The sequence below is a fragment of the Rhodococcus sp. NPDC077669 genome, assembly GCF_040686915.1.
Taxonomy (GTDB): Bacteria; Actinomycetota; Actinomycetes; order Mycobacteriales; family Mycobacteriaceae; genus Rhodococcoides; species Rhodococcoides fascians.
Map to the genome: position 1 here is coordinate 25,695 of NZ_JBFBMD010000028.1, position 23,219 is coordinate 48,913.

The 23,219-nt window shown below is 64.1% G+C and carries 25 protein-coding genes; 12 read left to right on the forward strand and 13 right to left on the reverse strand.

The annotated features are described in order from the left end of the window. The first annotated feature begins 4 nt into the window (after positions 1-4). The gene (locus AB0P23_RS22110; protein ID WP_027496446.1) at positions 5-256 is read left to right on the forward strand and encodes a hypothetical protein; all 252 of its coding nucleotides are present in this window, start codon (positions 5-7) and stop codon (positions 254-256) included. Positions 257-357: 101 nt separating this feature from the next. Beyond that, entirely contained in the window at positions 358-885 is a 528-nt protein-coding gene (locus tag AB0P23_RS22115) for a DUF1992 domain-containing protein (protein ID WP_032372728.1), read from the forward strand. Here AB0P23_RS22115 and AB0P23_RS22120 read toward each other — a convergent pair. Both AB0P23_RS22120 and AB0P23_RS22125 read right to left on the reverse strand, forming a co-directional pair. Further along, positions 869-2,434, reverse strand: a complete 1,566-nt coding sequence (locus AB0P23_RS22120; protein WP_032372727.1) for an NAD-dependent epimerase/dehydratase family protein — start codon at positions 2,432-2,434, stop codon at positions 869-871. The two genes, AB0P23_RS22115 and AB0P23_RS22120, sit on opposite strands and share 17 nt — an antisense overlap. Beyond that, positions 2,431-3,660: an aminotransferase class I/II-fold pyridoxal phosphate-dependent enzyme gene (locus AB0P23_RS22125; RefSeq protein ID WP_363799425.1), complete on the reverse strand. Its 1,230-nt coding sequence runs from the start codon at positions 3,658-3,660 to the stop codon at positions 2,431-2,433. The genes AB0P23_RS22120 and AB0P23_RS22125 overlap by 4 nt, the downstream gene beginning before the upstream one ends. A gap of 377 nt (positions 3,661-4,037) precedes the next feature. On the opposite strand from AB0P23_RS22125, the gene AB0P23_RS22130 reads away from it, so the two are divergent. Next, positions 4,038-5,156 (forward strand): acyl-CoA dehydrogenase family protein, encoded by a 1,119-nt coding sequence (locus AB0P23_RS22130; RefSeq protein ID WP_027496450.1) that lies wholly within the window; start codon positions 4,038-4,040, stop codon positions 5,154-5,156. Positions 5,157-5,159: 3 nt separating this feature from the next. On the opposite strand, the gene AB0P23_RS22135 is transcribed toward AB0P23_RS22130, so the two are convergent. Next, complete coding sequence (locus AB0P23_RS22135; protein WP_032372726.1) at positions 5,160-5,765, reverse strand: hypothetical protein; 606 nt, start codon at positions 5,763-5,765, stop codon at positions 5,160-5,162. A 54-nt stretch (positions 5,766-5,819) separates the two neighbouring features. Between AB0P23_RS22135 and AB0P23_RS22140 the strand changes: the two genes are divergently transcribed. From AB0P23_RS22140 to AB0P23_RS22150, 3 genes are all read left to right on the forward strand, one after another. Next, positions 5,820-7,004, forward strand: coding sequence for an NAD(P)H-binding protein (locus tag AB0P23_RS22140; protein WP_027496452.1), 1,185 nt, complete (start codon positions 5,820-5,822; stop codon positions 7,002-7,004). Further along, positions 7,004-7,714 (forward strand): type II CAAX endopeptidase family protein, encoded by a 711-nt coding sequence (locus AB0P23_RS22145; RefSeq protein WP_027496453.1) that lies wholly within the window; start codon positions 7,004-7,006, stop codon positions 7,712-7,714. Before AB0P23_RS22140 ends, AB0P23_RS22145 begins: the two co-directional genes overlap by 1 nt. Before the next feature lie 63 nt (positions 7,715-7,777). Next, the gene (locus AB0P23_RS22150) at positions 7,778-8,215 is read left to right on the forward strand and encodes an Lrp/AsnC family transcriptional regulator (protein ID WP_027496454.1); all 438 of its coding nucleotides are present in this window, start codon (positions 7,778-7,780) and stop codon (positions 8,213-8,215) included. Here the strand turns inward: AB0P23_RS22150 and AB0P23_RS22155 are convergent. Next, complete coding sequence (locus AB0P23_RS22155) at positions 8,187-10,901, reverse strand: molybdopterin cofactor-binding domain-containing protein (protein WP_283550083.1); 2,715 nt, start codon at positions 10,899-10,901, stop codon at positions 8,187-8,189. The genes AB0P23_RS22150 and AB0P23_RS22155 overlap by 29 nt on opposite strands. Then, the gene (locus tag AB0P23_RS22160) at positions 10,898-11,710 is read right to left on the reverse strand and encodes an FAD binding domain-containing protein (protein WP_032401223.1); all 813 of its coding nucleotides are present in this window, start codon (positions 11,708-11,710) and stop codon (positions 10,898-10,900) included. The genes AB0P23_RS22155 and AB0P23_RS22160 overlap by 4 nt, the downstream gene beginning before the upstream one ends. A 382-nt stretch (positions 11,711-12,092) precedes the next feature. Here AB0P23_RS22160 and AB0P23_RS22165 point away from each other — a divergent pair, with 382 nt between their 5' ends. Further along, positions 12,093-13,457, forward strand: a complete 1,365-nt coding sequence (locus AB0P23_RS22165; RefSeq protein WP_363799430.1) for a helix-turn-helix domain-containing protein — start codon at positions 12,093-12,095, stop codon at positions 13,455-13,457. Between the two features lie 7 nt (positions 13,458-13,464). Further along, positions 13,465-14,100 carry a DUF2461 domain-containing protein gene (locus AB0P23_RS22170; protein WP_032370679.1) on the forward strand — a complete coding sequence of 212 codons (636 nt, stop codon included), beginning with the start codon at positions 13,465-13,467 and terminating at the stop codon, positions 14,098-14,100. 10 nt (positions 14,101-14,110) lie between these two features. Here the strand turns inward: AB0P23_RS22170 and pucL are convergent, their stop codons facing one another. The 4 genes from pucL to uraD (AB0P23_RS22190) are packed head-to-tail and all read right to left on the reverse strand — an operon-like array spanning position 14,111 to position 17,774. Next, positions 14,111-15,031: a factor-independent urate hydroxylase gene (gene pucL / locus AB0P23_RS22175; protein ID WP_363799433.1), complete on the reverse strand. Its 921-nt coding sequence runs from the start codon at positions 15,029-15,031 to the stop codon at positions 14,111-14,113. A 1-nt stretch (position 15,032) separates the two neighbouring features. Beyond that, a complete protein-coding gene (gene uraH / locus AB0P23_RS22180) occupies positions 15,033-15,359 on the reverse strand; it encodes a hydroxyisourate hydrolase (protein WP_032366655.1) in 327 nt (108 codons plus the stop codon). Further along, positions 15,356-15,859: a 2-oxo-4-hydroxy-4-carboxy-5-ureidoimidazoline decarboxylase gene (gene uraD / locus AB0P23_RS22185; RefSeq protein ID WP_027496461.1), complete on the reverse strand. Its 504-nt coding sequence runs from the start codon at positions 15,857-15,859 to the stop codon at positions 15,356-15,358. The genes uraH and uraD (AB0P23_RS22185) overlap by 4 nt, the downstream gene beginning before the upstream one ends. 10 nt (positions 15,860-15,869) lie before the next feature. Beyond that, positions 15,870-17,774: a 2-oxo-4-hydroxy-4-carboxy-5-ureidoimidazoline decarboxylase gene (gene uraD, locus AB0P23_RS22190; RefSeq protein WP_032366654.1), complete on the reverse strand. Its 1,905-nt coding sequence runs from the start codon at positions 17,772-17,774 to the stop codon at positions 15,870-15,872. Between the two features lie 177 nt (positions 17,775-17,951). Between uraD (AB0P23_RS22190) and AB0P23_RS22195 the strand changes: the two genes are divergently transcribed. After that, positions 17,952-18,485, forward strand: coding sequence for an NTP transferase domain-containing protein (locus AB0P23_RS22195; protein ID WP_032372719.1), 534 nt, complete (start codon positions 17,952-17,954; stop codon positions 18,483-18,485). Positions 18,486-18,632: 147 nt separating this feature from the next. Here AB0P23_RS22195 and AB0P23_RS22200 read toward each other — a convergent pair whose 3' ends face one another. Next, positions 18,633-18,989, reverse strand: coding sequence for a hypothetical protein (locus AB0P23_RS22200; RefSeq protein ID WP_363799437.1), 357 nt, complete (start codon positions 18,987-18,989; stop codon positions 18,633-18,635). A gap of 225 nt (positions 18,990-19,214) precedes the next feature. Here AB0P23_RS22200 and AB0P23_RS22205 point away from each other — a divergent pair, with 225 nt between their 5' ends. The 3 genes from AB0P23_RS22205 (at position 19,215) to AB0P23_RS22215 (ending at position 21,355) form a co-directional block, all read left to right on the forward strand. Continuing rightward, entirely contained in the window at positions 19,215-19,856 is a 642-nt protein-coding gene (locus AB0P23_RS22205) for a class I SAM-dependent methyltransferase (RefSeq protein WP_230593561.1), read from the forward strand. A gap of 86 nt (positions 19,857-19,942) precedes the next feature. Further along, positions 19,943-20,770 carry a hypothetical protein gene (locus AB0P23_RS22210; protein WP_363799439.1) on the forward strand — a complete coding sequence of 276 codons (828 nt, stop codon included), beginning with the start codon at positions 19,943-19,945 and terminating at the stop codon, positions 20,768-20,770. Positions 20,771-20,788: 18 nt separating this feature from the next. After that, positions 20,789-21,355, forward strand: a complete 567-nt coding sequence (locus tag AB0P23_RS22215) for an AAA family ATPase (protein WP_080733179.1) — start codon at positions 20,789-20,791, stop codon at positions 21,353-21,355. Positions 21,356-21,365: 10 nt separating this feature from the next. Here the strand turns inward: AB0P23_RS22215 and AB0P23_RS22220 are convergent, their stop codons facing one another. The 3 genes from AB0P23_RS22220 to AB0P23_RS22230 all read right to left on the reverse strand — a co-directional run. Beyond that, positions 21,366-22,052, reverse strand: coding sequence for a haloacid dehalogenase type II (locus AB0P23_RS22220; RefSeq protein ID WP_032372714.1), 687 nt, complete (start codon positions 22,050-22,052; stop codon positions 21,366-21,368). Beyond that, positions 22,049-22,465: a DUF1707 domain-containing protein gene (locus tag AB0P23_RS22225; protein WP_032372713.1), complete on the reverse strand. Its 417-nt coding sequence runs from the start codon at positions 22,463-22,465 to the stop codon at positions 22,049-22,051. The genes AB0P23_RS22220 and AB0P23_RS22225 overlap by 4 nt, the downstream gene beginning before the upstream one ends. A gap of 83 nt (positions 22,466-22,548) precedes the next feature. Beyond that, the coding region (locus tag AB0P23_RS22230; RefSeq protein ID WP_363799442.1) for a biotin/lipoyl-containing protein at positions 22,549-23,219 on the reverse strand (671 nt) is incomplete at its 5' end.

Genomic DNA, 23,219 nt, shown 5'->3' on the forward strand with positions numbered 1-23,219 from the left:
GGCCATGACCGACGACCAAGAGATCATGCAGAAGATTTCCGCGAAACTCGACGCACTGCTCGGCAGCAAGACGAACGGCCTGCAGAATGAGGTGCCGCCGGGTGCAAGCATCCAATCGGACGAGGACGACGCCGAGCACGGTCCACTCGGCCGGGATTACCACTTGGCGAGCAAGTACGCCCAGGCGCTGGCCATCAACGAGCCTCAGGTGATCGACCGTGACGAGTTCGACCGCTTGGTCGCCGAATACGGCTGAGCCGACGCATTCGAGTGAGCCCCGACCCCTGCACGGGATCGGGGCTCACTCGTCTCGGGCGCACCTGGCGAACACCCGGGGCCGGTTCTACAGTTGATGGAGTGACCGAACGCAAGAAGCCAGGAGTCACGTTCGAGTCCTGGGTCGACAAACAGATCCGCGAGGCGCAGGACGCCGGCGCATTCGAAGGACTCGACGGCACCGGCAAACCCATCCCGATGGGCGATCCCGACGACGAACTGTGGTGGGTTCGCGGCTATCTGAGGCGCGAGAATCTGCCCGTCGATGCGCTCTTGCCCACGGCGTTGGCGTTGCGCAAAGAGATCGAGCGGCTGCCCTCGACGTTGATCGGTCTCCGGCGCGAGGATTCCGTACGAGACGTGTTGGACGAGCTCAACGCTCGTATCGTCGAGTGGATTCGCTTTCCTACCCCGCCGATCGTGCCGCTCGGCCCCGTGGATGTCGAGACATGGGTGTCCCGGTGGCGTACCAATCGAGCCGAGGTCGACCGCCTGGAAAGAGAGCACGACGCGGAGTCGGCTGTGACGTCGGGCCGGCCCTCGGCGGCGGACCACGACGGTGCATCGTGGTTCGCGCGCGTTCGCAGCAGGTTCAGCTGGTGGCGCTGAGTCCGATCGTCCTGGCGCAGTAGGCCAGAGCGTCCGCCGCAGTGGACACGAACGGAAGCGCAGCTGTGCCGTCCACGCGAACTCGAGAAGGCAACAGTCCGTCGGGGCACTTCGGTTCCTCGAGTATCGTCCACCCGGTCGCGCGCCGACGCACGCCGCCGACCAGGGTGTCGGTCGCGTGCCGGACTCCGCTGCGGAGCGCAGTGGGGGCGGTGTCGAGGTGCGTGCGAGCGAAGCGCAGTGCGGCGTCGACAGCGTCCACGGTCTGGGTGGCCGATGATCGACCGCGCAGCCCGATGCTCAGGCCGTGGCCGGGGAGGTCGAGTACCACCACGTCGACGCCTGCTCGTGCGATCTCGGCGGCCAGGGGTGTCAGGTAGCGGGCATGCAGACCGGAATCGGCAACCAACACCACCGACTGGTCGGTGGCCGTCGCCGATCGGTGTACTTCGATGTGCACTCGACCGCCGGCGATATCGAGCTGCCGGTGCACGATATCGAGGCCGGCGACGTCTGCGCGGGCGAGCGCGACCGCGTCGGTAGCCGGCCGCAACGCTGCCTCGCAGGCGAGGTCTCGCTCGAGGGCGTCCTGACTCCTCAGCAGCGACTTGCCCTGCAGCAGAATCATCACGGCGGCAGCCTCGTGGGAGGTGAGGGTGGGTGACCAACCGGTGGCGGCACCGAGCGCGGTCGAATCGACGATGGGCTCTCCGGGCGTGACCCACTGCCCGGAGAACGGCGTGAGGCCGAGGGCGAAGGCGATGTTCGCGATACGCGTCGCCGCTTTCTGTGGAACGTCGAACATCAACTGGCCCTGCATCGCAGCGAGTTCGCGCACGCCGACCCAGTCCACCGGACCCAGGTTGTACGGACCGACGAGGTCGGTCTTGGCCGCGCGGTGGAAGGCGTCGGCCATGTCGTCCTGGAACAAGAATTGGTACGAGGCCCGATCCGCTTCCGGGAACGCGCCGATCGGCCCGGTGAACTGGTCGATCCCGTCGTTGGCGAAGTCGGGTCCGACGATGTACGTGCACCGCAACATGGAGATGGTCATCTCACCGGGGTGCCTACGCAGCCACCACTCCGCGTAATGTTCCACCTCGGCTTTGTCGTAGAAGTAATAGCGATTGGGATCGCCTGCTGGATAACTGTTCTCGGTGAGCGGCTCCGGAGCGATGTCGGCACCGTACACATTGATGCTCGAGGCGATCACCACGCGTGACACCCCCGCTCGGTATGCGGAATCGATGACGTTGCGTGACCCGCGCAGGTTGATGTCGTGGGTCTCGGTCTTGTCTTTGAGCTCCTCGACCACGAACGCCAAGTGCAGCACGACGTCGCACTCGGCGAACGTCTCCTCGAGGTCGGGAGAGCGAATGTCCGAGCGGATCGCGGTGAACTTCGGGTGCGTGATTCGGGCTGGGCGACGGGCTATCCCGACGACCGCGTCCACCTCGGGATCCTCGAACAGCCTCGGGAGAATCGCGGCCGCGAAGTCACTGGTGGCTCCTGTGACCGCGATACGCACGCCGCGGTGGCGCTCACTCATGAGGGCAGCTCCGCTACGGCCTCGATGATCTGTTCCGTGGCGGTCGACAGGTGTTCTTCGGTGTGCGTTGCCATCACGCACAGGCGAAGTATGGCACCGGATTTCGGCACGGCGGGATGCAAGGCAGCGCTGGTGAAGATGCCACGGTCGTAGAGGTTCTTCCACAGACTCATGGCCACGAGGTCGTCGCCGATGTGGAGTGAGACGATCGGGGCGGCCGTATCGCCGTGGGGTGTGGACGAGCGGCCTGCGACGTCGAGGCCGGCCGATTGCAGTCCGCCGCGCAGGATCTCGGCGTTGTCGAGTACGCGCCGAGCCCGATCCTTGCCCTCGTCACTTCGGATCAGGCGGACGGAAGCCAATGCGGCACCCACCGCAGCAGGCACACCGGAGGTCGTGAACAGGAAGGCGCGGGCCTTGACCCGGAGGGTGTCTATCAGGTCGCTCGAGCCGGTCACGAACCCGCCGGTGGAACTGGGGCTCTTCGACAGTGACGCCATCGTCACGTCGACGTCCTTGGTGATGCCGAACAGCTCTGCCGCTCCGGTGAGTTCGGGCCCGTAGACACCGAGGCTGTGGGCTTCGTCGACCATGAGCGCTGCGTGATAGCGGATACACAGCTCGGAGACGACGTCGGGCGGTGCCAGGTCGCCCTCCATGGAGTACAGACCGTCGACGATCACCAGCACGGCTCCGTCGTCGACGACGGGTTGCTGGAGTTTGGCTTCGAGATCGGCCATGTCGTTGTGCTTGAACTTGACCACCGACGCGCCCGAGAGGGTGCTGCCGTCGCGAATCGATGCGTGGGCCGCCGAATCGACGATCACCGTGTCACCGGGGCCGACGATCGCACTGATCGTTCCGAGGTTCGTCTGGTAGCCCGTGGTGAAGACGAGTGCGTCGTCCGTTCCGTGCCACTGGGCGATCTCGTGCTCGAGTTCGAGGTGGAGGTCCAGAGTGCCGTTGAGCAAACGACTTCCGGTGACTGCGCTGCCGAATGTGTCGAGCGCGTGCTGGGCACCCTCGACAACCTTGGGATGGTCGGCAATGCCGAGGTAATTGTTGGATCCGAGCATGATCTTGTCCCGGCCCTCGACGCGAACGACCGGGGCAACGGCTGATTCCATCTTGCGGAAGTACGGGACCACATCGGCGTCTCGTACAGCGCGCAGCAAATCCACGCGCTCGTCTCCGCCGAGTCGTTTCATCAATCTGTTGACAACCATCGTGTACCAGAACTCCTCACAGAGTCGATTGTGGATTGTCGCGAATTCATGAGTTCATTCGGAGCGGGCGGCGCGGGCGATTGGTATTCGGCGGAAGAATATTCAGCGTTTCAAAGGATGCTCGTGCGACGGAAATCGGTTGGTAAATGCGCCCCGAAAAATAACTTCGGTTTCTTTCGAGGGGCAAACTTTACGAGACCTTTAGTTTATCGCCGCAGGTGGCGGGGTATTGTCGGGATCCAGCGCGAATTCACCTGCTTTACCGCTGTCCATGCCGATATTCGACTGATTTGTCCAGGTCGACTGATGGTACAAATTGGACGACGCCGCAATCAATCAGTGACACACAATCGATTAGTGACACAAGGAGATGAACAGTGACTGGATTAATGGTGCGCGAAAGAGAAACGCTCGAGAAGTACATGCCGGGTTTGCTGCAGTATCTGGACACAACCCCACTGGACCGACTGGAGTCCCGCGATTCGGACGCGATCGACAAGTTTCGGGAATTCGGCGGTACCGGCTTGGTGGTCCCGGGCGAACTGGGTGGTCTCGGTGCTCCGGCCATCGACGCGGTTCGGGCGCAAAGGGCCATCGGGTCTCGCTCACCCTCTCTGGGCGCGGGAACCACGATGCACCATCTCTCACTCGCGTCCCTGACCGAATTCGCTCGTGGTGCCACCGACGACGACCGAGCATTGATCAAGGGATTGGTCGACCAGAAGGCGATCGTCGCTTCCGGGTTCTCCGAGGGCGTCACCGGCGGGAGTGTGTTCATTCCGACGATGACCGCCGTGAAGAAGGGCGACAACTACATCGTCAACGGAAGCAAGAAGCCGTGCAGTCTGGCACGTTCGATGGACTTGCTGACCTGCAGCGTCGAGATCGACTCCGGTGACCGCGCCGTCGCGCTGATTCCGGCCGGCCTTCCGGGTATGAGTGTGAAGCCGTTCTGGACCACCGACATTCTGGCCGGCGCGCAGAGCGAGGAAGTGTTGCTCGAAGACGTCGAAGTACCGGCAAGCCTCGTCCTACCCAACAAGGACGACGATCCCGATGGCGTGCACGAGATGACCGGCTACCTCTGGTTCGGGATGCTGATCTCCGCCAACTACATCGGCGCCGCGACCTCTCTGCTCGAGCGGATGATCGAGCAGGACAAGGGTGACTACGAAGGCTACGTTCGAGCGGCGGCCGAACTCGAGGTGTCCATGGCGGCAATCGAGAACGTGGCCCGTGCCTTCGACGAAGGTGAACGCGGACAGGACATCTCGGTGAAGTTGCTGTTCAACCGCATCGCGATTCGTGACGCACTGGTGCGCAGCAGTTCGGCTGCCATCGAATCGCTGGGCGGGATCGGCTTCATCAAGTCACCCGAAATCGCTTACGTCGCAGCAGCATTGCACGCGTTCGCATTTCATCCGCCATCACGGCGGTCCATTTCGGAGACCCTGGCCCGTTTCCACGCAGGTGAAGATTTCGCGTTCGTCAAATAGCGACTACCGCTGTTCGTCTTCCATCTCGTCGTTCAACTTGTCCTCGCCCCGGTTGCGGAAGAACTTGAATCCGGGGATGCCGATGACGGCGCGCCTGACGTCCTTCGTCACTCCGAGAAGCTCGTGGATCTCGGGGGAGACCGTATCGAGGGTCGCGAGGATGGGGAGTAGAGCTTCCATGTGGTCGAGGAGTCCGGGAAGCTGATCGACCATGGCGATCGCTGCGTCGACCTCGGCGTCGGACAGGTTGTCGACGAAGCGTCGCGCCATCGGCTCGGACTTCTTGGCGATGGGATCGAACAGTTCGATGAGCTCCAACGCCGTATGCGAGGCGGCCGATGCCGACGCGACCACGGTGTCCGCGGCACCGGTCGTCCGTTGTACATGAGCAACCACGGCATCGGCCGAATCGATCACATGGTCGATTCGTGTCATCAATGTCTCTATACGGCTCAGCAGTGCTTCGATTCTGCCGGGCAGGGTAAACGCGAAATCGGCCGTGGTGAACATCCAGCTCACACCGGCCCGCGCCACTGCGGCTCCTCGCCGAAGCACCGTTTCGGTACCGAGAGGGTCGGGGAGGACCACACCTGCCAACACGAGAGCCATAGGAGCGACAATGCCATACCGACGCAACGCCCCGACTGCCGTTAGCCTCGACGCATGAGAGTCCTCGTGACCGGTGCCAGCGGGTACATCGGATCTCGGCTGGTGGCGGCCCTGTTGGCAGACGACACGGACGTCGTCGTCGGGTCTCGGACTCCGAAGAACCTGCGCACTTTCGACTTCTACGATTCCGTGACCGCGGTGTCGCTCGACGTCACGGACGAACAATCCTGTGCCGCGGCCTTCGCAGAGTCGGGCGACATCGATGTCGCCTACTACCTCGTCCATGCGATCGGCGAAGCCGACTACCGTGCCCAGGACCGGACGTCCGCCGAGCAGTTCGCCGCGGCCGCCGCGCGAGCGGGAGTGCGTCGAATCGTGTACCTGGGCGGCTTCGTCCCCGACGACGCCCACCTGTCGGAGCACCTGGCCAGTCGCGCCGACGTCGGTGAGGCGCTGACGGTGGACGGTATCGATCTGGTGTGGTTGCGAGCGGCGATCGTCATGGGTGCCGGCTCCACGTCGTATGAGATGCTCCGCTATCTGGCGGACCGCCTGCCGGTGCTGCCGTTGCCGAGTTGGCTCGCCGAGCCCGTTCAACCGATAGCAGTCGACGACGTACTGCACTACCTGGTGGCGTCGGCCGATACCGACACCGTCCCAGCAGGTTCCTACGACATCGGCGGCCCGGACGTGGTCCCGTACCGCGACCTGGTGTTCGCCTACGTCGAAGCCGCCGGGCTGCAGCGCATCGGGATACCGGTACCGCTCGTTCCGACGTCACTCGCCGGCAAGGTGATCGGAAAGATCATTCCTGTGCCCGCCGGGCTCGCCGAGGATCTGGTCGGTTCACTGCACAACACGATGACCACGTCGGAGAGCCGGATTCGGGATCTCGTCCCCGATCCGCCCCGTGGTCTGACCACCATCGCAGACGCCATGGCCCGTAGCGTGCGAGGAACCGTGGGCGAGCCGCCCGGGGTCTGTGCACTGAAGGACCCGCTGCGACTGGCGAACACCGACGCAGCATGGAGCGGCGGAGATGCGCTCGGCGTCCGGCGGCACGGCGTGGCCGCGTCCTCGGACCGCACCTGGGGTCTGGTCGAGGCTCTGGGCGGCCGTCGACTGCTGGCATCGAAGCCGGTGGCAGCAGCAGTGCGTACCAACCTCGATGTGGCTGCGAGTGTGAACCGACGCGCGAAGTCGGTCGTGCGCCGACTGACCGATACCGAGGAGGCATGATGGCAACGTGGTCGACGACCGCGCTGAACGTGATGAAGTCCGCTCTGGTCGATCCTGTCGAGCGAGACCACCGAGAGTCCGACGCGGCGTTCAGGAAACGGCGCATCATCGTGCTGATCACACTGGTGATCGGGGCGACGGTGCTGTATTTCTCGCTGAAGGTGGAACCGGGTGACCCGTCGTTCTACGCACTGACGCTCGTGTTGGCCGCAGTGTGGATCGTTGGAGGATGTCTGTCGGGGCCGCTGCACCTCGGACGGATCAAGGTGGGCGGGTCCATCCGGCGGCCGATCGTGACCCCCATCCTCATCGGTCTCGCCGTCGGTGGCGTGTTCATGCTCGGCGGCCTCGTCGTCCGCCAGATTCCGCCGCTCGCCGACTTCACCGAGAACGTGCTCGCACACGCCCGAGTGGGGTCGCTGGTACTGATCGTGTTCATCGCGTTGCTCAACGGTGTCGCCGAGGAGATCTTCTTCCGAGGAGCCTTGTACTCCGCCATCGGAGTCAAACATCCGGTGATCATCTCGACGGTCGTCTACACCATCGCCACCCTCGCGTCCGGCAACCCGATGCTCGGCTTCGCCGCCGTGCTGCTCGGTTACGTGATGGGGCTGCAACGTCGCGCGTCGGGCGGAATTCTGGCACCGATCCTGACGCATGTCAGCTGGTCGGCGGTCATGGTTCTGGCCCTGCCCCCGCTGTTCGTGTGAGCAGAGGGTCATGTCTCGTGCGGGCAGAGGGGCATCGGCGGGGATCTGAGCTAGATTGCGCACGTGAGTGAAAACCTCGATCGCGTCGACCGCCTGATCGTCGACGAATTGATCTCTGACGGCCGCGCGACGTTGGCGACGTTGGCAGAGAAGGCGTCTCTGTCCGTGTCGGCTGTTCAGTCGCGAGTTCGACGCCTGGAGTCGCGACGAGTCATTCGCGGTTACACGGCGCAGGTCGATCCCGAAGCTCTGGGGCGTCCGTTGTCGGCGTTCGTCGCGATCACTCCGATCGATCCAGCTCGCCCGGACGACGCCCCCGCGCGATTGAAGCATCTGACCGCCATCGAGTCGTGTCACTCGGTTGCCGGCGAAGAGAGCTACGTCCTGATGGTGCGCGTCGAGTCGCCGCGCGCCCTCGAACATCTACTTCAGGAAATTCGCGCCACGGCGCACGTGCAGACGCGCAGCACGATCATTCTGCAGACGTTCTACGATCGTTGACCGCTCGCCAGACGCGGTCCGAGGACATGGGCAAGTGGTGCAAGCGCACTCCCACCGCGTCACGGATCGCGTTGGCCAGTGCGGGGGCGACGGGGTTGTACGGTGACTCGCTCATCGACTTCGCGCCGAACGGGCCCAATCGGTCGTAGGTGTCCGCGAACAGCACCTGGGTTCGTGGAATGTCGGCGAACTGGGGAACGTGGTAGCTACGAATGGAGTCGGTGGTGATTCGCCCCGCACCGTCGGTGCGCATCTCCTCGTACAGTGCGCTGCCGATGGCCTGCGCGACACCGCCTTCGACCTGACCCCGGCACTGCTGCGGGTTCATCACGGTGCCTGCGTCGGCGCTCTGCACCGACTGGAGGATCGCGACCGTACCGGTCGCTTCGTCGACCGCCACCCGAAATGCCTGCACGTTGAACGCCAGTGATCGCGGGAGTCCGCCGCTGTTGCCGTTCGCCGTCAACGTGCCGCCCGCCGATGCCAGTACGTCGTCCAACGGGACGAAGCGATCTCCGCATCGCACCCCCTCGGGCCCCAACGTGCAGTCCGAAGGGCGGTGCCCGGTCGCGGTGGCAGCGACCTCGACGATGCGGGCCGACAACCCACGCACCGCCGCGTAGAGCGCCTTGCCTGCCACCACAGTTCCCGCCGAGCCGAACGCACCGGTGTCGTACGTGACCGACTCTGTATCGGACTGCACGACGCGGATACGGTCGACCGACGTACACAGCTCGCTGGCCGCGATCTGGGTGTGGACGGTGGTGGTCCCGTTTCCGAACTCCGCTGTTCCGACGCGTATCTCGTAGCCACCTTCGGGCAGCAGCGACGCGGTGGCCTCGGCGCGGTGGCCACGGGGCGGAATGGTCGCGATCATGGCCACCGCCATTCCCTCACCGATCTTCCAGCCGGACGGCGCAGGCTCGCCGTTGCCTTGCCTGATGGCCTTCTCGGCGAGGTCGATGCACTGATCGAGACCGTAGCTGCCGAATTGCAGGTCGTCGCCTTCGAGGTGCGCGGCGACGATCTCGTCGCCGGGAACGATGACGTTGCGGCGGCGGAACTCGAACGGGTCGATATCGAGCTCTCGGGCCAGATCGTCGATGGCCGATTCGATCGCGAACATGACCTGCCCCAGTCCGTAGCCGCGGAAGGCACCCGATGGAATGTTGTTGGTGTACACGGTCTTCGCGTCGACCTTCTTGTTGGCGCACCGGTAGATCGCAACCGATTCGCCGCACCCGTGAAACATCACTCCGGCACTGTGATTGCCGTACGCCCCGGCGTCGGTCAGCACGTCGATCGACAGTGCGGTCAACACGCCGTCGGCGCTCGCGGCGGCGGTGACGTCGACGCGAAACGGGTGTCGGCACGGTGCGACCGTGAACTCGTCCGTGCGGGTGAACTCGAACTGCACCGGCCGACCGGTCCGCAGAACGGCCAGGGCGACGACGTCCTCGGTCAGTAGTTCCTGTTTGCCGCCGAAGCCGCCACCCACCCGTGCGGTGAACACGCGGACACGATCCCGGGGGAGGCCGAAGATTTCGCATATTTCGTCGCGCACCAGGTAGGGAACCTGGGTGCTGGTGCGCAGATGAAGCCGGCCGTCGGCGTCCAGCCAACCGATGGTGCCATGAGTTTCCAAGTGCACGTGCTGAATTCGCTGAGTCGTCCATCGCCCGGTGACCACCGCTGCTGCATCACGTACTGCAGCGTCGACGTCACCGGTGCTGCCGTGCAGTTCGGCCACCAGGTTTCGGGACGGGTCGGCGATCCGAGCCGCTGCGTCCTTGTCGCCGTGGATCTTCGGTGCGTCCGGGGCGTATGCCGACTCGGGGTCGAACACGGCGGGTAGCACCTCGTACTCGACGATGAGGGCGCGGCAGCCCGCCTGTGCGGCGGCGATCGACTCCGCGACCACGATCGCCACACGTTGGCCGATGAACCGGACGACGGTGTCGAGTACCCGGGTGTCGTCGGGGTCGTCGACGCGGCTGTCGTGTCTGGCCGTGGAAAATGCCACCGCCGGGCTGTCTTTCGAGGTGAGCACCAGCTGCACGCCCGGAACCTGCTCCGCGGCCGTGGTATCGATGGAGACGATCCGCGCGTGGGCATGCGGACTGCCGAGAACGCTGGCGTGCAGCAACCCGGGCGGGGAGTGATCGAGCGTGTACGGCTCGGTTCCGGTGACTATCCGTGTGCTCGCGGGGGCTTCGAGCGAACGCCCGCATGCCGGACCGTCTGCCACCTTCTCGGTGTTGACCACCCCGCACACGGCATCGGAAATGGCGCGATACCCGGTGCAGCGACACAGGTTTCCCTTCAATCGTGCCGGCAGCTCGTCCCTGTCGTCCGCGGTCAGGGTCGACGCGGTCACGACCATCCCGGCCGTACAGAACCCGCATTGGAATCCGGCGGCCTCGACGAACCGGCGCTGCATCGGGTGCAGATCCTCCGGGGTGCCGAGCCCGGCCACGGTGGTGACGGACCTGTCGGCCGCGCGGTAGGCGGGAAATATGCACGAGTGCACCGGTTCTCCGTCGACGAGGACCGTGCATGCGCCGCAGTCACCGGCGTCGCAGCCCTTCTTGACCTCGAAACGGTCGTGTTCGCGGAGCAGGGTGCGCAGACATTGACCCGGTCGCGCGGCGACCTCGGTCGGTACGCCGTTGATGTCGACGATCATGACAGCTCCTCGCGAATGGACTGCGCCGCAGCGCAACTGATGTGTCGACGCCAATCCGGCGCACCGTGGGGATCGTCGTACCAGTGCTGCGGACCGATAGTGTCGGCAAGGGCGTCGTCGAGCTCGTGCGCCGTCGGTACGGCCGAAAACCGAAGCACGAACGGACGAACGGTCGACGCGGTAACGGTCAACACGAATGTGCCGTCGGGGTCGACGCGTCCTATCACCACCGCCGCCGATCGGCCGAGAGGTGAGAGCGACAGCGTGCGCATCGCCGTTCTCGACTCAAGGGCGTGCCGCGGAACGTCGATGCTGCGCAGCACATCCCCGGGTCGGAGCACCGTGGTCTGGGGGCCGACGACCAGCTGGTCGATAGGCAGACGGTAGTCGTGCTCGGGGCCGTGTGCCGACCACACCTCTGCGACGCCGTCCAGGGCGGCAGTCAACGAAATCATGGCTCCGGCAGGCAGAGCGAGCGCTACGTTTCCGCCGACTGTGGCGGTCTTCCAGATCTTGAACGAGGCCAGCAGGGCGGCTGCACACCGAGGGAACAAGGTGGTTGCGGGGAAGGCGGACTCGAATCGAGCCAGAGTCTCGATCGTGCACGTCGCTGCGATCCCGAGTCCGTTCTCGTCGACGATCAACGGCTCCCATCCCAGGGCCGTGATGTCGATCAGGGTGGTCAGGTGGTCCTGTTTCTCCGAGAACAGCCACGTGCCGCCCGCAACTACCGCGGCGTCCGCGCTGCCCGGCGGCAGATCCGCACGCGAGCGGGGAAGCAGAACACGATCGACAGTGCCGAGATCCATGGCTTCGTTCACCTCATTCTCGCCGGCCCGGATTCACCGCCCGGTGCGCCTTCTCGAACTGTAGTGACTTTCTGTTACCGATCTCGGTGCTCACGCGATACGCCCGAAACTCGGCGGAAACACCCCGCGCTTATCTTTGCCTCCGGCACGGCCGAACACACGAGGCGGGAGGTTCAGCGATGTACGTCGGAGACCTACTCGATGCCTCGCACCTGGGCATCCGATTGCTCACCTCCGATCGCGACGCCCTCGGACGTACCCTGCGGTGGACGTTCACCACCGACCTACCCGACCCGTCCCGATACATCGCGGGCGGCGAGTTGGTCATCACCGGACTCGATGGCGGCGCACGCCCGACGACAGCGAAGTGTTCGTTCGATCGGTGGCCGAATCCGGTGCGACGGCATTGGCCGCGGGGGAGGGGTTGCTCGGACACATTCCGCTCGATCTCGTCGACGCATGCGAGCGACACGGTCTGCCGCTCCTCGCTGTTCCCGACACGGTGTCGTTCGGTGAGGTCACCGAATTTCTCGTCGGCCGGGTCACCGGTGATCGAATTGCCTCGCTGAACAATTCGCTCGTGCGCCAACGCCAGTTGCTCACCGCGGTCGCCGACGGCAGAGCCCTCGACGAACTGGCACTGCACATCTCCAGAGAAACGGGAATGGCGTGTCTGATCTACACCGCCACCGGGCGTCGGTTGGTCACCGAGGCATCTGCTTTGTCCGACGCCGATGTCGACACCTTGACGCACGCGGCACTCTCGTCCGAAACGCTTCCTACGACAACCGTTCTCGCTGATGGATCGACCTACAGTGTCTTCGGCGTCGGGCCATCGCTCGTACAGCGCACCACGCGATGGTTCCTGGCTGTGGCCGGAGACATGGATTCGTTCTCTCCCGACGTCTCCGAGGCGTTCGGGCAACTCGCAGCCATCGCCGCACTCGATCGTGCCCGGCGTGAAGAAGGACGGCTGGTGCGGCGTGAGATCGCAGATCAGGCGGTGGCGTTGATCGAACACGACAGCACCGGATTCGAGGCACTGACGAGGCTGCGCCAGGCAGGAGTCGACCCCGACAGGCCGCTCGTCGTCGTCAGAGTTGCCCACAGCGGTCGCGTCGACCTGCGAGAGATGCTCCGATCCGTCGTCGGTGACACCCTGACCTCGTTCGGCGGTGGGTGTGTCGGATGCAGCGCACACGGCGACATCGTCGCAGTCGTCAATACCGACGACACACTGTTCGCGCGGACCATCCGCATTCGGCTGTCCCGGTTGCGCTCTGGAATCGGACCCAGCCGAATACATGTGGGCGTGAGCGCCGTGGCCACCGGGCTGACCATCGACGGCGCACTGAGGTCGGCTCGTCACGCTCTCGAACTCAGCAGGCAGGGATCCGCGGCGGTGACGGTCACCGCAGGCACCAAGCCGACCTCGGCAGTATCGATGATGTCGGCGCTTCCCGACGACGTACGAAAATCGTTCGTCGAGCATGTCCTCGCGCCGCTGCTCGAGCACGACCGACGCACCGACGCCGACCTGACCGACACGCTGCGGGAGTTTCTGGCCAACGGAGGGTCCTGGCATCGAACCGCAGAGTCGATGCACGTCCATCTCAACACCGTCCGATATCGCATCAAACGCGTGGAGGAACTGCTGGGGCGAGATCTCGGCTCCACTGCGGACAGACTGGATGTCTACCTCGCCCTGCAATCCATGCCTCGGGCGTCGGCCCACGGCGCTGCATAATGGGGAAATGACTGCAGGCTTCACCGGAATCCCCTTCACCGCCCTGGACTTCTACGAAGACCTCGAAGCCGACAACAGCAAACTCTGGTGGAACGAACACAAGGACGTGTACGACAGTGCCGTCAAGGCACCGATGACCGCGTTGCTGGCGTACCTGGAACCCGAATTCGGTAGCGCCAAACTGTTTCGGCCGTACCGGGACGTTCGATTCTCGAAAGACAAGACCCCGTACAAGAGTCACCAGGGCGGGTTCGTCGCACGGGGCGACAGCCTCGGCTACTACGTCCAGATCGATCCCGCCGGATTGTTCGTCGCAGGCGGCTTCTACAACAGCTCCCCGGACTCGATCGCGCGTTTCCGCAAGACCGTCGACGACGACGTACGCGGAGCCGAACTCGAGGCGCTACTGGCCACGCTGACGAAATCCGGGTTCGAGATCGGCGGCGACGTGCTCAAGACCAAGCCGCGGGGTTACGAGATCGACCATCCGCGCATCGATCTGCTGCGGCACAAGACGTTGACTGCCGGCAAACATTTCGGCTCACCCGCGTGGCTCGAAAGCCCCAAGGCAGCAACGAAAGTACGCGACGCCTGGCGTGCTCTGAGCCCACTGGTGGAATGGTCCGCGGCACTGCACACGTGAGCGCACTGTGTTACCCGACGACGGAGTATGTGCGCCAAGCACTTCCGGCGTCCGGAGCGTCCTCTCGTTCGACCGTTGCCTGAATCAGACCGTAGGGCCGATCGTCGGCGTTGAACACCTCCAGGTTGTTCTCGATGCCGAACTTGTCCAAGTCGTAGACGAAGTGGTGCTTGTTGGGGGCAGACATCGAGATCTCGGCAATGAACGGATACTTCTCCAGTACCGCCTCGCCCATGGCGTACAGGGTCTGCTGAAGAGCCAGCGACTGCAGGTTGGCAAATCGCTCGATCATCGCGGCCTTGACGCCCGCGTACACCGCATCCCACTCGACATCGGTTGTGGTGTAGCGCCACTGCGCTGTCAGCGACGTCGCCATCACTCGGTCGGTCGTGGGCTCGAGAATCGTCAGATCGTCCTCGAGGAAGCCGTGGAACTCCGAACCCGTCGACTTGAGAATCACCATCTCCTTGAAACCGCTGACGACCCAGGTTCGCTGCGCCTCGCCCTTACCCTCGACCGTGACGGCCGAGGTGCGAATTTCCTCGCCCTTGCGGGTCCACGTGTGGTCGTGCTCGACGCCGTCGACGACCGCACGCGCCCAGGCGTACTCCTCGAGTTCGATACGGGCACCGTCGACGGGCTCGACGTCGTCGACGTAGTGACGGGCGAGGTCGAGTCCGTAGCTCTCCAGGTGGAGCAGACCCTTGGTCTTGGCATACGCGTACGCGGTCTGCTTCTGGGTGTCGGTGGGCAGAACGGCGGACTGATCGCCGGCCAGGTGTGCGGCAGAGAAATCGCCACGCAGCGCACTCGATACGTTGATGTCGTGAATCTCGTGCCGCGGAGAATCTCGATAGATCCGCACCACCCGGTTCTCGGCTTTGCCGTACTGATTGGCTCCCAGAACGATCTTTCCGGTCAGGTCGGTCATGTCAGCTCCCGCGGTAGGTCGAATATGCGAAGGGGGACAACAACAACGGCACGTGATAGTGGGCGTCGGGGTCGGTGACGGTGAAGGAGACGGACACCTCGGGGTAGAAGCTCGGGGTCGAGGTCGCCTCGAAATACGATTCCGTGTCGAACGAGAGCCGGTACACGCCCGGTTCGACAGGTCCGGGAATCACCTCACCGATGCGGCCGTCTCCGTCGGTGGTGGCCGTCGATATCTCGCCCTGTTCGGAATGGAACAGCCGCACGCGCATGCCGACCGCCGGTGTACCGGCCGTGGCGTCGAGCACGTGCGTGGACAGCCCGGTCACTGCGTCGGTCCCAGCACGCGGCCGAGGCGAATTCGGTTGATCTTGGCCAGTTCCACGCGGAGCACCCGTCTTTCGGTTTCGGCATCGTTGTCGAGCCTCTCCTCGAGGATAGCGAGCAACTCCTCGGCCGACCTGCCGGTCGCGCACACCAGATACACGTGCCCGAACTTGTCTTCGTACGCGCGGTTTCCCGCCGCCAGCTTCTCGCGTACTTCGGTGCCTGCAGTGGTCACTGCGGCCTGCTCACGCTTCGACGACGGGTTGTCCGCAGTGCCCCCGATCCGGGGATGGCCGTCGAGTGCATGATCTATCTCGGCCTCCGGCAGCTCGGCAAGTACCCGATCTGCTCTGTCCAACAAAGAGTCTCGGCTGGCGAACGGTCTACCCTGGGCGACTCGACGGGCCCAGATCGAGGACGCGCAGCACTCGAACAGTGCATGCATCGCCTGTCGATCGGAGAGCTTGTTGAACCCGTCGAGTCCTATCCATTCGTGCAGCACATCTCGCTCGCTATCTGAAGTCGTTGATCCGGCCGAACCGCGCGGCCGCGATGGGGTTGGCGTCCGCAACCAGATCGTCGAACCGATAGTTCGCGATCTTGGCGATTTCGATCATCGCGAAAGATCGCTCCGCCGACGGCGCATTCTCCACCCGCGACCATCCGTTGGCCAGAACCCGATCGTAGCGTTCGGTCTCTCGGGCGCAGATCACCAACGGGAATCCGAAGTGTCGCCGATACTCGGCGGCGAGCTGAACGATGTTCTCGTGTTCGTCCTCCTCGAGGTTGGACAATCCGACGTGATCGGCAGCGTTGAGGGTGCCCGTCGCATCCTCGCTGCCGAGGTCGGGGTAGCTGTTGATGAGCTCGATCTGTTCCTCGGTGGTACCGGCCAACAGGGCTTCCTGGAATGCCTCACGCAGACCGTGGGCGTCGGCGAACGGGCGCTGCTGATACGCACGCTCGACTACCCACGGGGTGCCCTGCACCAGACCGCCGAACGTGGCGGCGAACTCCTCGGCCGACATCTCGTTGACCCGGTCGAGGGTGATACCTGCACCCGGACCGCCGGCGACGGCCTGACCACGATTTCCGATGTGGAAGAACAGGACGTTGAGGACGATGGCAGAGACGGCACCCAGGACGATTCCGCTGCCGAACAGCATCTCGAGCCAATCCGGTACGCCCTGCGAAACGGTGGGTTGGATGGTGACGAGCATCGCCAGTCCGAGACTGGTGGCGACGATGATCAAGTTGCGATGGTCGGTGAAGTCCACCTTCGACAGAGTCTGGATTCCGACGACGGCGACCGTCGCGAACAGGGCCAGTGCGGCACCGCCCAGTACCGGTGGCGGGATGGAGGCGACGACGGCCGCCGTCTTCGGCAGCAGTCCGAGCAGAATCATGATGCCGCCCGCGCTGGCGACCACCCACCGACTACGCACACCGGTCAGTCGGACCAGGCCGACGTTCTCCGAGAATGCCGTGTACGGGAACGAGTTGAACGTGCCGCCGATGACGGTGGCGACTCCATCGGCCCGCAGCGTGGCAGCGATGTCGTCCTTCTTGATGCGCTTGCCGACGATCTCACCCGTCGCATACACACTGCCGGTGGTTTCGACCGCGATGATGAGCATGACGACGATCATCGAAATGATGGCGACGACACTGAATTTGGGCACACCGAACAGGAAGGGCTGGGTGAATCCGACCCACGATGCTTCCGCGGTGCCGTCGAAGTTCATGTCCCCCAACACGAATGCGACGGCACTGCCGATGACCAGACCGAGCAAGACGGCGATGGTGGCCATGAAGCCCTTGAAGAACCGTTGGATCAGCACGATGATCAGCAGCGTGCCGATCGCGTACGCCATCCATCGACCGTTGGTCGGATCCTGTTCGTGTGTCGCAGGATTGGTCACCGCATCGTTGACCGCTACCGGCAGCAACGCGACGCCGATGATCGTGATGACGGTTCCGGTCACCACCGGTGGGAAGAAGCGCAGCAGCCTACTGAAGTACGGTGCCATGAAGAACGTGACCAGACCGGCGACGATGACGGCACCGTAGACGTACAGCAACCCCTCGGTGCCGCCGCCGTTGGCCATTGCGATCGCGATCACCGGCGACACACCGGCAAACGTGACGCCCTGCAGAAGTGGGAGCCGGACACCGATCTTCCAGAACCCGACCGACTGAATGATCGACGCGATACCGCAGGTGAACAGGTCCGCGTTGATGAGATGGATCAGCTGTTCGTTGGTCAGCCCGATTGCACTGCCGATGATGATCGGTACGAGAACGGCACCGGCGTAGAACGCGACCACGTGCTGAAACCCGTACGCCGCCAATTTCGGAACAGGGAGCACTTCGTCGACGGGATGGACGCGCTTACGTGTGATGGGCTTGACGGACATCGGTGGGCACCTCGCGGACGCAACAGGGTGGATTCCTGCGACGCTGCAGGAGAAGTGCACCAAGAATCGGTCATTGCGACCGCCGCCGCCAGTCGAGCGAGCACAAAGTTTCCGCCGCGCTCGAGGCGCGTGTTGTGCGATCATCCAAGACTCGGCAGTACGACTGAAGGAGCGACGATGTCCGACGCTGTCGTGGGAGTGGTCCTGGCCGCAGGTGCCGGAACGCGATACGGATCGCCCAAAGTGCTCGCGCACGACGGATTGTGGCTTCGCACGGCTGTGCAGGCACTGACCGATGGTGGTTGTGACCAGGTGATCGTTGTGCTGGGCGCAGTCGACGTGACTGTGCCCGATGGCGCGACCGCTGTACACGCTCCCCACTGGGAACAGGGAATGAGCGCATCGTTCACCGCCGGCTTGGCGGCCGCATCGGACGCGGAGTACGTGGTGGTTCACGTGGTCGACACACCCGACGTCGGACCGGAGGTCGTCCACGCCGTTCTCGACGCCGCACCGCGGACGGGTCTGGCGAGGGCAGTGTTCGACGGCCGCCCAGGTCATCCGGTCGTTCTGGCGCGTCGACACCTCGAGGCAGCTGCGGCATCGGCGTCGGGAGACTCCGGGGCGCGGGACTTCCTGCGGGGAAGGGACGACGTGATCGCCGTCGAATGTTCGCAATGGGCAACGGGAATCGACCACGACTACCGGTAGCTACCGAATGTCGGCAACGATCGTCTCGGTCACGCCGTCGAACTGGTGACCACCGGTCGGCAACTCGATCACTGTCGCCGACGGCAGAGCCTTCGAGTTCATTGCCAGATGCGACACGGGGACGACCTCGTCGTCTCGGCAGTGCAGCTACGTCAGGTCGGTCCGCGGCTCGCCGGTGAGCGCGTACTGCGCCACGTCCCAGCCCTGCGGACTCCAGTCCGGCATGGCCAGCAGCGTGGCTCGCTCCGGATGGGCGCGCATCGTTTCGGCCAGGACCCGAACCACGATCGTGGCTCCGAAAGAATGCGCGACAACGCGGTCCGCAGGTCCTGCGTCGTCGAGCAGCTTCCGAACCGGCACAGCCCAGGCCTCGTAACCCATATCGCTGTCGGACAGTTCCGGCATGACCAGGTCCAGGCGCAGCGCCTCAGCCAACCCCTGCGCCAGCTCGGTGTCGTCGACGTAGCCGCCGGCACCGTGAACGAACAGAAGTCGGCCGACCATGCTGAGATCCTCTCCTCGACAACGCTGTCGTAGAAGGAGACCATCGAACGGGTTCCCTCGTGCGCGTTTTACGTACCTGGAGGGGCGCAAAACGCGCACGAGGGTAGACCGGCATTCCTGGAGACGGTGGTCGCGGGTGTACTTTCGCGACCCCACCGGCCACTTCTTCGAGATGCTGACGCGCTCGTACCTGGCCGAACCGGGCGAGTCTGTACCGTGACGGTTGTGGCCGAACAGCAGCACGTTTCGATGACGAGGGCGGCATACGACACCGTCGCAGAAAGCTACGCGGACCTGGTTCGCGACGAGCTGGACGGCAAGCATCTGGAAAAGGCGCTGCTGGCCACATTCGCCGAGAGTGTCGACGCTGGGGTCGTAGTCGACGTGGGATGCGGATCGGGGCGCATCGCGGGCCATCTACGACGCCTGGGTCTGGCCATGACCGGAATCGATCTGTCGCCCAGCATGATCGACGTTGCGCGTCGTGAATTTCCGGACGTGCGTTTCGTCGTCGGCGCGATGCAGTCGCTCGACATGGGCGACTGCACCGTCTCGGGAATTGTCGCCTGGTATTCGATCATCCACACCCCGCCGGCCCAGCTGCCGCAGGTGTTCGCCGAACTGCACCGGGTGCTGCGGCCGGATGGACTGCTGCTGTTGGCATTTCAATCCGGGGACGAGCGGGTGCGACTGGAACAGGTGTACGGACACTCGGTCTCGTACGACGCGTATCGACTGGACCCCGATGCCGTGGCGAACATGCTCGCCGATGCGGGGTTCGAGCTGGACATCCGTGTGCACCGGGCTCCGGTGGGATACGAATCGACGCCGCAGGCATTTCTGATGGCGCGCAAACGAACATCGTGACATCTCGAGACCGATAGCGCGGGAACGCGACAGGCATTGCCGCTGATGTCCTACTGGCTACCGCATCGATCGGTAAGATCTGCCCGATGTGCTCACCCCGTCCACGCGTTCTGTTCGTCACCGACTTGGCGTATCTGTCTAAGGGCCGACGCTACTGCGACGAAGACATCTTTTTGTCTTCGCAGCTCCGTGAGTGGGTCGACATCGCGCTGTGTCACCCGCTCGATGCGCTGGCACTGATGGATGGCTTCGATGCTGTCGTCGTCCGGAACTCCGGACCTGTGCTGGGATACCAGGAAGCTTTCGACGCGTTTGCTCGCCGTGCGCGCGAGAACGGCACGAAGATTTTCACCCAGTTGACCGGCAAAGGCGACCAGAGAGGCAAGCAGTACCTGGTCGATCTTTTCGCAGATGGTTTTCCGGTCATACCTACCGTCGACGATCCGCGGGGCGTCTCGCGCTTACCCGAGGTGAATACCTATGTGGTGAAACCGAAATGGGGTGCCGACTCGATCGGCATGCGTCAGATCGGACGCGCCGAACTGTCGGAAGTCGAGCCGGGCACATTGATTCAGCCGCGGATCGATTTTGTCTACGAAGTGTCGTTCTACTTCATCGGCCGCACAGTGCAATACGCCCTGTACGCCCCGGACCCCGGCCGACGTTGGGAGTTGGAGCCGTACTCGAGTACTGCTCAGGACGAAGAGTTCGCGCAACGTTTCGTCGACTGGAACGACATCGACCACGGAACCACGCGAGTGGACGCATGCCGCACCGTCGACGGAACGCTGCTGTTGGTCGAGCTCGAAGACCTGAACCCGTACCTCTCACTCGACCGGCTGCCCGAAACGGCGCGTCGACACTTCGTGAACAACATGGCGGACGCGATCGTAGCGCTCTGTGCTCAACCGTAGCGGGCGAAAACAGTCGTGATTCTCGGACCGAACGACGCGGTATCGCGTCGCCCCTCGCGAATCGTGGTGGCAGGAACATCCGGTTCCGGTAAGACCACGTTGTCGGCTCGTCTCGGATCGATTCTGGGAATCGAACACATCGAGATCGACAGCCTCTATCACGGGCCTGACTGGACGCCCCGTGCCACGTTCGAGCAGGACGTGAAGGAGTTCATCGCCCGCCCGGCCTGGGTCACCGAGTGGCAGTACAGCGTGGTGCGCGATCGTCTCGTCGATCGCGCGGATCTGATGTTGTGGCTCGATCTGCCTCGTCGAACGGTGATGCGGCAGATCGTGATTCGAACGGTGCGTCGACGGCTGGGTCGAACAGTGCTGTGGAACGGCAACTTCGAGCCACCGCTGCATCGCATATTCTTCGATCGCGAGCACGTCGTTCGGTGGGCCTGGAACACGCATCGTCTGACGGCCGAGCGAGTACGGCGACTGAACGTGCGCCGACCGGACCTGATGATCGTGCGATTCCGATCGCACGCAGAAGTGAACAGATGGCTGGCCGATCGACTGGTTCCGGCGGCGAGATTCTGAACCGCGTCTGTCAGCAGTTGAGTCGGTCGGCAAGGGACTCGATCGAGTCTGCGCTGTAGGTCCACTCGGCTTCGGGAGCAAGGTCGAACGTCTGCGTCGGGCCGTGTTCCAGCGGGCGGGCGACGAATGCGGTGGCGAAGCCACAGTCGGCTGCGGCGGCGAGGTCGCTGTTGTGGGCGGCAACCATCATGCACTCGTCGGGACGGAGCCCGAGGATGTCCGCGGTACGCAGGTAGGCGTCGGGCATGGGCTTGTACGCCTGCACCGGTTCTGCGCCGAGGATGGCGTCCCAGGGAAGGCCGGCATTCTTGGCCATGTCCAGCAGCAGAGAGATGTTGCCGTTCGAGAGCGGTGCTACGACGAACTCGGTGCGCAGCCGCGTGAGCCCGGGAACGGAATCGGGCCACGGCTCCAGTCGATGCCACGCGAAATTGAGTGCGGTCGTGGCGTCCGCATCCAGGTCGATCTCGAACTCGGAGAGCACCGTTCGCAGGGACTCCAGGTGCAGTACGTCCAACCGAGTGAAAGGTCGCCCACCGGACCGCACCTGTTCCATGGCCGGTTGATAGAGGCTCCGCCACCGATCGGCAAACCGATAGCTGTCGACTCCCGGACCGCAGATTTCGGAGACCTCGCGGGCAATGCTCGTGCGCCAATCGACGACGGTGCCGAAGACGTCGAACAGCAGCGCTCTCAACGCTTCTTCTTCTTTTTCTTCTTGTCCGCCGGATGTCCTACCGCAGACAGGATGGCTCCGGCCAACGGAATGAGAAGGAAGAAAAGCCACTTCTGGTCGAAATCGGTGAGAAAGAACAGAGCAAGTGATCCGAAGATGACGATCGGCATCACCACTGCAGCCCAATCGATTCCGCGGTCCTTCACGACCGGTGCGTCGGTGTCGGATCGTGCGAGCGACGCAGTGCCGGACGCGGTGGGGAGGTCGACGAATACCGATTCGAGCTGTCCACGCGTCGTCGCGGAAGCGATTGTGGCACTGCGCTCGTCGAATTCGGGAACCGTCAGGCGGCCCTCGCTGAAGTGCTGACCCAGCACATCGAGGGCCTTCTCCCGATCAGCGGTACCGATACGTATTTCCGGAAGCTCGGACATTGCTACAGGGTAGCGCTATCCGCGCCGCCGTTCGATGCCGAAAGTCGCCCGGGGGTCGATCCGTTCGGCATCGAACGTCGGTGTCACTTGATTTCTGCGAGGACGGTGCCTTGGGTGATGGCGTCGCCTGCGGTGACGCTCAGGCCGGTGATGGTGCCTGCTTTGTGGGCGGTGACGGGGTTTTCCATTTTCATCGCTTCCAGGACAGCGACGAGGTCCCCGGCGGCGACTTCCTGGCCTTCGTCGACGGCGACTTTGACCACGGTGCCCTGCATGGGTGCGGTGACCGAGTCACCGGAGGCTGCGCCGGCTCCGGCACCGCCACGGGTGCGGGCCTTGGGCTTGCGCCGCACCGCACCGGCATTTCCGCCGCTGCCACCGCCGAGGGTGAGTTCGCCCGGGAGGGAGACCTCGACGCGTCGGCCCCCGACCTCGACGATGACGGACTGCCGCGGCAGGGCCTCGTCGTCGTCGATCGGTTGCCCGGCTGTGAACGGGGGAACCTGGTTGTCCCATTCGGTTTCGATCCACCGGGTGTGCACCGAGAAGGAGTCGCCGTCGCCGATGAACGCGGGATCGGAGACCACCGCAGCGTGGAACGGGATCACCGTCGCCAACCCGTCGACGGTGAATTCGGCCAACGCCCGGCGGGAGCGGGTGAGGGCTTCCTCGCGGGTGGCTCCGGTGACGATGAGCTTGGCGAGCATCGAATCGAACTGGCCGCCGATCACACTGCCGGATTCGACACCGGAAT